The sequence below is a fragment of the Thiofilum flexile DSM 14609 genome, from assembly GCF_000380185.1.
In the GTDB taxonomy this organism is placed as follows: Bacteria; Pseudomonadota; Gammaproteobacteria; order Thiotrichales; family Thiotrichaceae; genus Thiofilum; species Thiofilum flexile.
The window spans coordinates 1-12830 of record NZ_KB904774.1 but is presented as its reverse complement, the minus strand read 5'-3'; the positions used below and the strand labels follow the sequence as shown (position 1 = coordinate 12830).

Genomic DNA, 12830 nt, shown 5'->3' with positions numbered 1-12830 from the left:
GATTAGGAGTTATTAGGATTATGACTAAAATTAGTCGCCAAGCTTATGCCGAAATGTATGGCCCTACCACAGGGGATAGAGTGCGTTTAGGTGATACGGCTCTGATGATTGAGGTGGAGCACGATCATACCGTTTATGGGGATGAGGTAAAGTTCGGCGGCGGTAAGGTCATTCGTGATGGCATGGGGCAATGTCAGTGGGTGGATGCCGAGGTGGCTGATTTAGTGATTACTAATGCCCTGATTTTAGATCATTGGGGGATTGTTAAAGCCGATGTTGGTATTAAGCACGGACGTATTGCGGGTATCGGTAAGGCAGGCAATCCTGACACGCAAGCGGGTGTGACGATTCTAGTAGGCCCTGGAACCGAAGTGATTGGGGGCGAAGGGCATATTCTCACCGCTGGCGGTATTGACTCTCATATTCATTTTATTTGTCCGCAGCAAATTGAAGAAGCATTGATGTCTGGGGTGACCACTATGTTAGGTGGCGGAACAGGGCCTGCTACAGGTACGAATGCCACTACTTGTACCCCCGGTATTTGGAATATGCACCGTATGCTCGAAGCTGCCGATAGCATGCCGATGAATTTAGGTTTTTTGGGCAAAGGTAATGCTAGTTTACCCCAAGCCTTACGTGAACAAGTGGCAGCCGGTGCGATTGGTTTAAAGCTACATGAGGATTGGGGCACGACTCCGGCGGCAATTGATTGTTGTCTAAGCGTTGCGGATGAAATGGATGTGCAAGTTGCCATTCATACCGATACCTTAAATGAATCCGGCTTTGTCGAGGATACCCTCGCCGCAATTAATGGGCGGGTGATTCACACCTATCACACCGAGGGTGCGGGTGGTGGGCATGCGCCGGATATTATTAAAGCTGCAGGCTTGGCTAATGTATTACCTTCCTCTACGAATCCCACCCGTCCTTACACCATTAATACCGTCGATGAGCATTTAGATATGCTCATGGTCTGTCATCATTTATCGCCTGCTATTGCTGAAGATGTGGCCTTTGCTGAAAGCCGTATCCGTCGCGAAACCATTGCTGCTGAGGATATTTTGCACGATCTTGGGGCTTTTTCGATGATTTCCTCTGATTCGCAGGCGATGGGGCGAGTGGGTGAGGTGATTACTCGTACTTGGCAAACAGCGCATAAAATGAAAGTCCAACGCGGAGCTTTAGCGCCCGATTCGGAGCGCAATGATAATTTCCGTGCTAAACGTTATATTGCTAAATATACCATCAACCCGGCTATTACCCATGGGATTAGCCATGAGGTTGGCTCGATAGAAGTCGGCAAACTGGCGGATTTAGTATTATGGAAACCGGCCTTTTTTGGCACTAAGCCTAGTCTGATTATTAAAGGCGGGATGATTAGCGCAGCCCCGATGGGTGATCCGAATGCCTCAATCCCGACCCCGCAGCCCGTGCATTACCGCCCTATGTTTGGTGCTTATGGTAAGGCTTGTCAGGCTACGACGATGATTTTTATCTCTCAAGCTGCTTTGGATGCGGGCATACCTACGCAATTAGGTTTGCAGAGTTTGATTGGCGTGGTGAAAAACTGCCGCACCATTAGCAAAGCCAGCATGATCCATAATGACTACCAGCCCGTGATTGAAGTGGACTCGCAAACCTATCAGGTAAAAGCCGATGGGCAACTATTAACCTGTGAACCCGCAACAGAATTACCCTTAGCGCAACGTTATTATTTATTTTAACGAAGTGGCAAAGAAATACCCCCACGGCTGTTACTCGAATCCTTGTCAGTGTAGGGGTAAACGAAAAAGTTTGCCCCTAACTAAGTTAAGTATTAACGACCCTTAGTATAGCGGGTAAAGATGGCTTGAACCTCGGCGGGGAATTGTTGATTTTCGTCTTCTTTAAATTGGCGAAAATCACCAGCCGTGCTGATAGTGATAATATCAGTCACATTACCCCTTAGTACTTGGGGGCGTTTGACTGAGTTAAGTGTTTGATAACGCGCACCCTTTAAAGAGCGGACTAAGGCTAAATATTCCGTGTCTGAAATACGTCCTTTCTTTTGTCCGGTAATACGCCCCTGCTTATTATAATCAGTGAGGGTGATAGTTAGATCATTGTTTAGGCGTAATTCTTTTTGCTTCCATTGCGCGGTGGGTGTGCGTGGATTAGAGGTGCGGCTAAAGACCACATTGATAATATCAGTCGATACGGTCATGTTGTTGTTAGTAGTAGGATTAGTTCTGAGGCTAGCGCGTTGTACTTGTACTTGTGGCAGAGGCGAGGACTCAGGAATGGCAGCGCTGATCACTTCTTTTTTGGGAAGGGTACTATTACTAGCGACAGCTTGAGGCGCACTTGTAGCCGTATCGACGGCTTTGGTTGGTGTACCACCACAGCTCGTGAGCAAGATTAAAAGTGGCAGTACTGTCCATAGTTTAAGCATAGTGTAGTTCCTTTAGATCGGATGGATGAAAACGTTGTTTGTTATAAAGGATTTTTAAGGATTATGCAGCAAGGTTTTTATTAGGTTTGCAGGTGATTTATCCTTGCCCTGTTAGGAGTATTTCGGTGTATTAAAGGCCTAGTGTAGAATCGCGCCACTTTAGTTACTGTTTCCTGAGGAGTGAAATCATGGCGCAAGTCACACGCGAGCAAGTGGAAAGCCTGTTGGGTACTATACAGGAGCGTTACTTAGAAAAAGATCTAATCAGTGCCAAAATGGTCAAGAACCTTGAAGTAAGCCCTGGCGGAATTAAGATGCAGATCGTGCAGGGTTATCCGGCGGGGAGCTATCGAGAGGAGTTAGCTCAGACCGTGAAAGAAGTTTTGGCGGAGCTAGGTTTGCCGGTTGAGGTGAGTGTGAGTACTCAGATAGAGGCTCATGCGGTACAAAAAACACTGAAGCGTCAAAGCGGGATTAAAAATATTATTGCCATTGCCTCCGGTAAAGGGGGGGTTGGTAAATCCACAACAGCGGTCAATTTAGCCTTAGCTTTAAAAGCCGATGGTGCCAGTGTGGGGATTTTAGATGCGGATATCTATGGCCCTAGTCAGCCACGTATGTTAGGGATCAAAGGCCAGCCGTTGTCAGATGATGGTAAAACTATTCGTCCAATGGAAAATCACGGCATTAAAGCCATGTCGATGGGCTTTTTGATTACTGATGAAGATACCCCGATGATTTGGCGTGGCCCTATGGTGACACAAGCACTAGAGCAATTATTGAATGATACGCAATGGGGCGAGTTGGATTATTTAGTCATCGATTTACCACCCGGAACCGGTGATATTCAATTAACCCTATCACAAAAAATCCCTGTCTCAGGGGCGATTATTGTTACCACTCCGCAAGACATTGCCTTACTCGATGCACGTAAGGGCTTAAAGATGTTTGAAAAGGTCGAAGTACCGATTTTAGGCATTGTGGAGAATATGAGTATGCACCAGTGTAGCCAGTGCGGCACCATTGAGCATATTTTTGGTGAAGGCGGTGGGTTGCGCATGGCAGATCAATATGAAGTGACCTATTTAGGCGGTTTGCCACTAGATCGGAATATTCGCGAGCAAGTGGATAGTGGTAACCCAACCGTAGTGGCTGATCCTGATGGGGCGGTGACTAAACTCTATTTAGACATTGCACGTAAAGCAGCGGCACATCTAGCCACTAAGAATAAGGACTATGCCACTAAGTTCCCTACCATTAAAATTCAAAATGTTTAATTTTGTCGATTTAATTTAAGGGATAAATGGTCTCAATCGAGGGTTATTTTTTAATATAGAAAGGGGAAAGCCTTTTATCTGAAAAACCCTCAGCTTGAGAGTGGATTTAGATGTTGAGTTCGATGGCTTTACGTAAGATTCAACTCATGGAACAACATTGTGAATGACACGGAACTAATGACAAGGATGTCACCTACTTAGTGGAGCAGTAGGGTTAGCAGGGAGTTCGCAGCCTTATCAAGGATGATCTTAGTAGCATAGCGCTTAATAGGGATATTTGTCGATCTAAGGAATAGGTCACGCACGGCAGATACTCAATCTGTTCGTGATTAGGATAGATGCTAAGGCACAGGGCTAATCAATCAAGGAACGATGTATTAGACTATTCAGGATGATTAAGTCTAATAACGAGCTGTAATACTTCGGTATTACAGCTTTTTCATTTTTAGGGCAAAAATTTTAAATAAAAAAGATTAATGTTAAAGATTTTAGACTTATAGCTCTAATCTTGCTCAGCTAGCGCTATTTCTCTAAAGTATTACCCTTATTTTAATTATTAAGGGGGCGGTATCATGTCTAGATTATGGGCTTGGAGTTTGATTGGGGTTCTCAGTTTGGTGCTACAAGGTTGTGCGAGTGTGCCTGGGGTGTTAGAACAGCCTAAGATTTCAGTGCAGGATGCAAGCCTGCAAAGTGTTTCATTAACCCAAGGCAATGCTGTGATTGCCATACAAATCACCAATCCTAATGCCTTTCCGCTGCCGATTCGTGGTGTGGGCTATGGTTTAAATCTCAATCAAGTGCGTGTGGCTCAGGGACAACAACAATTAGCACAAAGCATTGCCCCTCACTCTACTATTCCGTTGAATATTCCTATTCAATTACAGTTCGTCGAAATTGCTCGCTTGATTCCGCGCTTAATTAGTGAGCGTAAGGTTCAGTACGATTTAGTGGGTGAGGTACAATTGCCGCTGATTAGTATCCCATTTCAAAAGCAAGGTGGCATTGGAGTAACCCCATGAGTATAAAAGCAGATCGTTGGATTCGGCAGATGGCAGAACAACATGGCATGATTGAACCCTTTGAGTCAGGACAGGTACGCCATGTCAATGGTGAAAAAATCGTGTCCTATGGCACATCCAGTTATGGCTATGATGTACGCTGTGCCAATGAGTTTAAGATTTTTACCAATATTAATTCAGCGATTGTAGACCCCAAAAACTTCGATGCGAATAGCTTTGTCGATTTCACAGGTGATGTTTGTATTATCCCACCCAATTCATTTGCGCTGGCTAGAACGGTTGAGTATTTCCGAATTCCACGCTCTATATTAACCGTATGTTTAGGAAAATCGACTTATGCCCGTTGTTTTCGGGGAGATACCCGTGTGGCATTGGTGGATGGATCAGCGCCTACTTTAGAGGAAATGGCGGTTCGCGCGGAGCAGGGCGAGTTATTTTGGGGTTATAGTATTGGTGAAAATGGTCGATTAGTCGTTACCCAGTTACAAGCACCTCGTTATATTGGGCGTGATAGCTTAGTTGAAGTGACGCTGGACAATGGCAAAAGTATTTTCGCAACACCCGATCATCTATTTATGTTACGGGATGGCCACTGGTGTGAGGCGGGTAATTTACGTGCAGGTGCTTCACTAATGCCGTTGTATCGTCAATTAGCGCGAGGCTATGAGATGGTATATCAACCCCTCAATGGGCATCTATATCCGACTCATCGCTTAGCAGATGAATGGAATTTACGCCAAGGAATTTATCAGGAATTACCCAATACACATAGGCATCATGTTGATTTTAATCGATTAAATAATAATCCTTGGAATCTAATCCGCATGGATGCTAAAGAGCATATCACGATGCATAATGCAGAAAGCTATGGCGAGGACTTTGATCCAAGTGAGCATAGCGCCTCCATTAAGGCCGCATTAGCAGAGCGTATGCAAAACCCTGAATGGGCAGAACGTTATGCTAGTTTACAACAAGAGCGAGCTATGCGTTTTTGGCATGATGAGCACTATCAAGCAAAGCGCGGCGAGTTATTAGAGCAACGGCGTAATCCAACCGATGCTACACGCGAACTACATCGTCAAGCCATGCTACAACGCTATCACGATTCAGCAGAGCGAGCACGTCAAGGCGAGCGTATGAAGTCAGTCTGGACAAATGCTGCGATAGAGCGCCGCACAAAACAGGCTGAGATAGCGCGTCACTTAAGACTAAGGGGGGATATTTCAGAGGATGTCGTTTTACAGGCGCTGCATCAAACGGGTTCTATTCGTGGTGCTGCACGCCTATTAGAGTGTGATCGCTCAGTATTTAGGCGTTTTCCTCAGGTGATTGATCAATTTAGAGGTGTGCAAGGTGAAGCACGTCGTAATCACAAGGTGGTATCTGTGCGTGAAGTTGCAGGTGATCATGATGTGTATTGTTTGACAGTGCCAGAGGCGGGTAATTTTGCTCTAGAGGATGGTGTGTTTGTACATAATTGCGGGATTATTGTGAACGTAACACCTTTAGAGCCTGAGTGGGAGGGGCATGTCACGTTAGAGTTTTCTAATACGACTACGCTACCGGCAAAAATTTATGCGAATGAGGGTGTGGCACAAATGCTCTTTTTTGAGTCGGATGAGGTGTGCGAAACCTCATATAAGGATCGTGGGGGTAAATACCAAGGCCAGCGTGGTGTTACCTTACCGCGTACCTAGTTAGCGTTAGGGTATTGAAGCATAAGGTAGATTGTTGGCAAAAAGTGGCTGAAAAAACCGCAAAAAGATGAAGTTGTTCTATAATTCAAAGTGTTGCTAAAAACCCACTAAATGAAATAGCGAGTAGGTGGGTCGTCTGGGCGTTAGTTTGTTGAGAAGCCTCTTTCATTAAGAAGGAGGTGGATGTTAATAACTGCGAGTGGATTGAGGAGGGAGTGTTATGTGTCCATCTACACTAGAACAGCCTAGTCGGCGTTTCTTTTTGTGGCTGCCTTTGGCCATAGTCGGTAGTTCTTTATTAGCTAAATCAGGATTGGCAGAAACGTTAGCCCCGATAGCGCCTGCTTTACCCGGAGGGGCTTGCCCTTTAAATAGTGGCGGGCCTTCCTTATTAGGGTCTAAATGGGTATTGCAGTCGATTTATGGGAATAGTATTCCTGCCAAACTTAAAATCACTATGCGAGTGAATAATAATAGCTTAGAGGGTTTTTCCGGTTGTAATCGTTATAATGCCGCGTTTCGGCGCGTGGGCTATACCGGCTTTAGAATGACTAAAATTAATAAGCATCAAAAGGCCTGTGAAGTCCTTCCAACCTATCCCGGTGGACCTACGATTAATGTGGGTAATTGGGAGGGAAACTACCTGCGTACTATCCGGCGAGCGGGCAGTGTGCAGCAGGATGAGAGTGGGCGGGTATTACGCTTTTATAATCGCAGTGGTGAGATGTCAGTCGTCTTTCGGCGTACCTATGATACGGCGTGATAACCGTTCTAAATGCAAACCTTCGTTTAGGTCATGGTTCGTGACCTAAACCGCAGCACTCATATATATTGCCCCTAGTTTTGGTGCTATGATACAACGCTTTTTCAAGATCCCCCAGTGCAGGAGAAAAGCGGCATGTTTTCCAAACAAATGACTATTAGCGGGTATGACGATGAACTCTGGTCAGCCATGCAAGCCGAAGAGCAGCGTCAAGAAGAACACATCGAATTAATCGCCTCAGAAAACTACACCAGCCCCCGTGTACTAGAAGCGCAAGGCTCAGTACTCACCAATAAATATGCCGAAGGCTATCCGGGCAAGCGTTATTACGGCGGTTGTGAATATGTAGATATTGCTGAAGAATTAGCGCTTAAACGGGCTAAAGAATTATTCGGTGCCGATTATGCCAATGTGCAGCCCCATTCAGGCTCACAAGCCAATGCTGCGGTGTATATGGCACTGTTAAATCCGGGTGATACTGTATTAGGTATGAGCTTGGCACATGGTGGACATTTGACCCATGGAGCCAAGGTTAATTTCTCCGGTAAAATTTATAATGCAGTACAATACGGTATTACCGCTGATGGTTATATCGATTACGCTGAAGTCGAGCAATTAGCGCTCGAACATAAGCCGAAAATGATTGTAGCAGGTTTTTCTGCTTATTCACGTGTGATTGACTGGCAAAAATTCCGTGAGATTGCTGATAAAGTCGGTGCTTACTTATTTGTGGATATGGCACATGTCGCGGGCTTAGTCGCAGCAGGTCAATACCCAAGCCCGGTGCAAATTGCGGATGTTACTACCTCTACCACTCACAAAACCCTACGTGGTCCGCGCGGTGGTCTGATTCTGGCTAAAGCTAATCCCGATCTTGAGAAAAAATTCAATTCATTAGTTTTCCCCGGTATTCAAGGTGGGCCTTTAATGCATGTGATTGCGGCTAAAGCGGTTGCCTTTAAAGAAGCGTTAGAGCCAGCGTTTAAAGCCTATCAAGAGCAAGTGGTTAAAAATGCCCGTGTGATGGCGAATACACTGATTAGCCGTGGGTATAAAATTGTCTCTGGTGGTACAGATAATCACTTAATGCTGATTGATTTAATTGATAAAGGTTTGACCGGTAAGGCAGTGGATGCAGCCTTAGGTTTAGCCAATATCACAGTCAATAAAAACTCCGTTCCTAATGATCCTCAATCACCCTTTGTAACCAGCGGTATTCGTATTGGTACGCCAGCTGTTACTACACGTGGTTTTAAAGAAGCCGAGTGTGAGCAACTAGCCCATTGGATGGCAGATGTCATGGATAATATGGGTGATGCGGCGGTACTTGAGCGGGTGAAAGGCCAAGTCGTAGCGATTTGCCAACGTTTCCCTGTTTACGCGGCCTAAGATGCGTTGTCCCTTTTGTGGCGCGGATGATACTCGAGTAGTAGATTCGCGCCTAGCGAATGAAGGTGGACAGGTCAGACGGCGACGTCGTTGTGGGGTGTGTGATGAGCGCTTTACCACGTTTGAAGTCGCCGAATTGACTATGCCGCGTGTGATTAAAAGTAATAATGCCCGCGAACCCTTTAATGAGCAAAAGTTACGGGGCGGCATTATGCGGGCGCTAGAAAAACGTCCGGTGACGATTGAGGCGATTGAGGCGGCTTTAAATCGCATTCATAAGCATATTCTCATCAGTGGCGAGCGAGAGGTCAGTTCAGCCTTTATTGGTGAATTGGTCATGGGTGAGCTGCGCCAGTTAGATGAAGTGGCCTATGTGCGTTTTGCCTCGGTATATCGTCGCTTTAATGATGTAGAAGAATTCCGCAGTATGATTGACCGCCTTGAGCAAGATGAGCGCGATAGCTCTATTCCTTCAACCTTATCCCCCCCATAAATCCATGTCTTTTTCTCCCGACGATTATCGTTACATGGCGCGAGCGCTGCAATTAGCCCAGCGTGGCCTCTATACCACTCACCCCAATCCGCGCGTAGGCTGTGTGATTGTTAAAGACGGGCAAATAGTGGGTGAGGGCTGGCATGAGCGAGCCGGTGAACCTCATGCTGAAGTTTTCGCGTTGAAGCAAGCCGGTGCCTTAGCTCAAGGGGCAACGGCCTATGTCACCTTAGAACCCTGCAATCATTATGGGCGTACTCCACCGTGTTCAGTTGCATTAGTAGAGGCTCAAGTCGGCAAAGTGATGGCTGCCATGGTAGACCCCAATCCACAAGTCGCAGGACAAGGTTTAAAGCGGCTAGAGCACGCCGGAATTAAAACCGCGTTTGGCTTAATGGAGGCCGAGGCTCGCGCCTTAAATCAGGGTTTTTTAAGCCAGATGGAGCGGGGGCGTCCTTTTGTGCGGGCGAAATTAGCCAGTAGTTTAGATGGACGTACCGCGATGGCTTCAGGTGAAAGTGTGTGGATTACCGGAGAGGCTGCACGGCAAGATGTGCAATATTGGCGTGCTCAAGCAGGGGCGGTTCTAACCGGCATTGGTACGGTTTTATATGATAATCCCGCCTTAAATGTGCGCCTAACGAGTGAGCAATTAGGACTAACAACGCCAATACGTCAACCGTTGCGCGTGATTGTAGACTCTCAACTACGTATACCCCTGAATGCTCAAATCCTAACCCTAGACGGTGCGGTATTAATCTACACACTTAATTCTGATGATGTGGCAAAGAGGGCTGCTTTAGAGCAATTAGGGGTGAGGATACGTGTGCTAGAGACACCGACCATAGAGCTGCCGATGGTGATGCAGGATTTAATCAAGCAGGGTATTAATGAAGTGCATGTGGAGGCGGGGGCGACATTGAATGGGGCATTATTCGCCGCACAGTTAGTTGATGAGTTGGTCTTATATTTAGCACCGCACCTCATGGGGTCAATGGGGCGACCCTTAGTCGAATTACCGCTTCAGCACATGTCAGAACGGGTCGGGCTGACTATCAAAGATATGCGTAGGGTAGGGCAAGATTTGCGCCTTGTTGCTACCCCTAAATATTAGTCAAGTCAAAAATACTACCGTTTGTCTGAATTATTCGGTTATACTTTAGCCGGCTTATCATTATTAATAATTTTTTATAATCTTTTAATTAAAATTGGGGACACGTATGAGTGTTGCAAAAATCATTGAGATATCCTGTACTTCTAACAAAAGTTTTGAGGATGCGATTCAACAGGGGATTACACGAGCTGAAAAAACCTTGAAAGGTGTGAAAAGTGCGTGGGTTGCGGATCAGTCCGTGGAGGTGAAGGATGGTAAAGTGATTGAGTATCAAACCCGCCTGAAATTGACGTTTGTTCTAGAGTAATTTTCTCCTAGTGAAACGCCTAAACACTCTATGTCAGTTTAGGCGTTGCCGTACTTAAGACACAGTTTTAAAAGTTCCTGCATAACGAAATACCTCACCCAGCCATGGATGGGTTAAGCGAAAATCCATCGCAAAATATTGATCATCTATCGCTCGTTCAATAATCGTGGTATGCCCTAAGAATAAAGACTCTGGTAGCGTCCATGAGTGCCGCCCTAAACGTAACACCATACCCTGACCGTGATAATGTAAAGCCTGATCTTTCATTTCCACGCTCAAACGTAAGCCCATAAAGCGATTAATATATTCGGTGATCACATTACCCCCCTCATATACCCAGTAACTATTAAAGGCAATTATTTTGCCATCGCTGAAGGTGAGTGTACGCGCCCACTGTAGTTGCTGATCGACAAAACATTTTTGTACTTGGGTGGGTACTTGCTTGGCGCGGCGATTGACCATGACCCCGAACCAGCGCATCACGCTTAAATAGGGTTGCATCCACAGTGGATAACTAATATCCAAAAAACCAATATCTTGATTGGTTTGGCTTTGGTGATGAGCCTTGAGCGCAGGCGGTAAAGCCTCCCATGATGAACCTAAGGCTTGTTGTATCATCGATAATTGAGTCATGTTACCACCCCACCATAGTTTTAAAGACCATTAATAATACGATGGCTACCATCGCTATAAAAGCAGGCACACCTAGCCAAAACCACCATCTGGCATAATACCAATAGAGCGCGGGTAAAGCTGTATGGGTCGCAGCGGCCATATTCGAGAGTTCGCGCATTTGAATTTGTAACCACACCACAGGTAGCCAACATAAACCCGCTACCACATATAAGCCTAAGCTCCACGCAATCCACGGTGTACTCAAGGGTAATTGCAGTAAATACACCATCCATAAGCCACTAATAGGCTGGAAAATCACGGTGGGTGTGGTAAATAACCAATCAGCGAGTACCACATGGCGATTAGTAACTGCAATGTGTTCAATATTACCGCTCTGATCCGCCATCCATTTATAAAAAGCGCTGCCTAATCCGGTGCCAAAGAGCAACACCATGCTTAAAATATGCAAGTATTTCAGCGTCAAATAGGTCATAGCAATGTCTCCCAGTCCAGAGGTTCACGTCCTAAAAACGCAGTAAGGGGCTGTACCTCGGCACTATTACCCCGTAACAGCATATGTATCGAGTCAGGATGTAGGAGTGGAGAGGCGAATTGCCCTAATTGTGCGCCCGCTAATGCGAGCGGTATAGGGACAGAAAAAGTACGCAGCGGCTGAGTGATACCCTGTAAACGGCGCAGGAACTGTAACCATGCTCTGAAGGCAAACTCCTGACGGCCTACCACATCGAGAGTCATTGGTTGAGGCGGCGTGTTCAATGCCTTAATAACGGTGGCGACTAAATCATTAATATGGACAGGGCGAATGATTTGATCGCCTTTACCCAATAATCCCACTATAGGTAAACGAGCTAAGCGCTTAAATAATTGCGTACTATCACCTTTGTCACCATAGACTAGAGAGGGGCGCAAAATGGCCGCGTTTAAGATTGAGGCACGTAAAAAATCATCGGTTTGTCGTTTGCTGAGGTGATAGGCACTGCGAGCGGCACTATCAGCGCCTAGGGCAGAAATTTGAATAACCTTACCGATATTTAACTGTTCACAGGCTTTAAAAAGAGCTATCGGTGCTTGCGTATGTAGGACTTGAAACGATTGAGTACGGGTTTGCCCAATAATGCCCACGCTATTAATCACACCATCAATAGAGTCGAGCAAGGGCAACCAAGCATCCGCTGTGGTGAGCTGATTAAAGTCATACCCATAGCGGCGGGCAATCGGTTTGACGGTGTGACCTTGAGCCTGTAAAGCCTGCATAAGGGTTTGCCCAATAAACCCAGAGGCTCCGGTGAGCAAAATGTGCATAACATACTCCTGAGTGCTGAGGAGTTGTCACATTAGCGATTTTGGGGAGGGATGACTTCCATTTTGATAAGGCGAAAGTCATTTTTTAGTTCTAAATGATCATTCTGGAGCTGTATAACCTGAGTTCGATATAAGGAAAAAAGCCACACAACCTGAGATACTCATAGGATCACAACACCCTATATCCAATCTCCTGAAGGTGGCTTACTATGATGCTAACACGATTATTCTGCGACCTAGATGATTTTTGCCAAACCTTTCTACCGGTCTGGAAACCCACCTTGCTAACGGCAGATGGAAAAGCGACCCGCCGCCGTGAAAGTAGCTTGTGTGCTAGCGAAGTCATGACGTTACTAGTGCATTACCATCAGTCGGGTTACCGTAATTTTAAGGGGTTCT

At 45.9% G+C, this 12830-nt stretch carries 12 protein-coding genes and 4 pseudogenes; 12 read left to right on the top strand and 4 right to left on the bottom strand.

Annotation, left to right across the window (positions count from 1 at the left end; translation table 11 throughout):
* Nucleotides 1-20 precede the first annotated feature (20 nt).
* Entirely contained in the window at nucleotides 21-1724 is a 1704-nt protein-coding gene (gene ureC / locus A3IK_RS0111465; RefSeq protein ID WP_020560123.1) for an urease subunit alpha, read from the top strand.
* Between the two features lie 92 nt (nucleotides 1725-1816).
* Here ureC and A3IK_RS0111460 read toward each other — a convergent pair whose 3' ends face one another.
* Complete coding sequence (locus A3IK_RS0111460; RefSeq protein ID WP_020560122.1) at nucleotides 1817-2431, bottom strand: hypothetical protein; 615 nt, start codon at nucleotides 2429-2431, stop codon at nucleotides 1817-1819.
* A gap of 188 nt (nucleotides 2432-2619) precedes the next feature.
* Here A3IK_RS0111460 and apbC point away from each other — a divergent pair, with 188 nt between their 5' ends.
* The 10 genes and pseudogenes from apbC (at nucleotide 2620) to A3IK_RS0111420 (ending at nucleotide 10493) form a co-directional block, all read left to right on the top strand.
* A complete protein-coding gene (apbC, locus tag A3IK_RS0111455) occupies nucleotides 2620-3708 on the top strand; it encodes an iron-sulfur cluster carrier protein ApbC (RefSeq protein ID WP_020560121.1) in 1089 nt (362 codons plus the stop codon).
* A gap of 572 nt (nucleotides 3709-4280) precedes the next feature.
* Nucleotides 4281-4730: an LEA/WHy family protein gene (locus tag A3IK_RS0111450; RefSeq protein ID WP_020560120.1), complete on the top strand. Its 450-nt coding sequence runs from the start codon at nucleotides 4281-4283 to the stop codon at nucleotides 4728-4730.
* Nucleotides 4727-5077: pseudogene (locus A3IK_RS21750) on the top strand (dCTP deaminase); the annotation flags it as partial. The gene A3IK_RS0111450 and the pseudogene A3IK_RS21750, both read left to right, overlap by 4 nt.
* Nucleotides 5078-5086: 9 nt before the next feature.
* Nucleotides 5087-6202: pseudogene (locus A3IK_RS21745) on the top strand (dCTP deaminase domain-containing protein); the annotation flags it as partial.
* 6 nt (nucleotides 6203-6208) lie between these two features.
* A pseudogene (locus A3IK_RS21740) lies at nucleotides 6209-6427 on the top strand (dCTP deaminase); the annotation flags it as partial.
* A gap of 220 nt (nucleotides 6428-6647) precedes the next feature.
* A complete protein-coding gene (locus tag A3IK_RS0111440) occupies nucleotides 6648-7190 on the top strand; it encodes an META domain-containing protein (RefSeq protein WP_020560118.1) in 543 nt (180 codons plus the stop codon).
* A gap of 135 nt (nucleotides 7191-7325) precedes the next feature.
* The gene (gene glyA / locus A3IK_RS0111435) at nucleotides 7326-8579 is read left to right on the top strand and encodes a serine hydroxymethyltransferase (RefSeq protein ID WP_020560117.1); all 1254 of its coding nucleotides are present in this window, start codon (nucleotides 7326-7328) and stop codon (nucleotides 8577-8579) included.
* A 1-nt stretch (nucleotide 8580) separates the two neighbouring features.
* On the top strand, nucleotides 8581-9072 hold the full coding sequence (nrdR, locus tag A3IK_RS0111430; protein WP_020560116.1) for a transcriptional regulator NrdR: 492 nt from the start codon (nucleotides 8581-8583) through the stop codon (nucleotides 9070-9072).
* Nucleotides 9073-9076: 4 nt separating this feature from the next.
* Nucleotides 9077-10186, top strand: a complete 1110-nt coding sequence (gene ribD / locus A3IK_RS0111425) for a bifunctional diaminohydroxyphosphoribosylaminopyrimidine deaminase/5-amino-6-(5-phosphoribosylamino)uracil reductase RibD (protein WP_026220936.1) — start codon at nucleotides 9077-9079, stop codon at nucleotides 10184-10186.
* Nucleotides 10187-10292: 106 nt separating this feature from the next.
* Nucleotides 10293-10493 (top strand): dodecin family protein, encoded by a 201-nt coding sequence (locus A3IK_RS0111420; RefSeq protein ID WP_020560114.1) that lies wholly within the window; start codon nucleotides 10293-10295, stop codon nucleotides 10491-10493.
* A 54-nt stretch (nucleotides 10494-10547) separates the two neighbouring features.
* On the opposite strand, the gene A3IK_RS0111415 is transcribed toward A3IK_RS0111420, so the two are convergent.
* The 3 genes from A3IK_RS0111415 to A3IK_RS0111405 are packed head-to-tail and all read right to left on the bottom strand — an operon-like array spanning nucleotide 10548 to nucleotide 12431.
* Nucleotides 10548-11126, bottom strand: coding sequence for a DUF4166 domain-containing protein (locus A3IK_RS0111415; RefSeq protein WP_020560113.1), 579 nt, complete (start codon nucleotides 11124-11126; stop codon nucleotides 10548-10550).
* A 1-nt stretch (nucleotide 11127) separates the two neighbouring features.
* Nucleotides 11128-11601 carry a DUF2269 family protein gene (locus A3IK_RS0111410; RefSeq protein ID WP_020560112.1) on the bottom strand — a complete coding sequence of 158 codons (474 nt, stop codon included), beginning with the start codon at nucleotides 11599-11601 and terminating at the stop codon, nucleotides 11128-11130.
* On the bottom strand, nucleotides 11598-12431 hold the full coding sequence (locus tag A3IK_RS0111405) for an NAD-dependent epimerase/dehydratase family protein (protein WP_020560111.1): 834 nt from the start codon (nucleotides 12429-12431) through the stop codon (nucleotides 11598-11600). Before A3IK_RS0111405 ends, A3IK_RS0111410 begins: the two co-directional genes overlap by 4 nt.
* 209 nt (nucleotides 12432-12640) lie before the next feature.
* Here A3IK_RS0111405 and A3IK_RS19300 point away from each other — a divergent pair.
* Nucleotides 12641-12830 (top strand): annotated as a pseudogene (locus A3IK_RS19300) (IS982 family transposase); the annotation flags it as partial.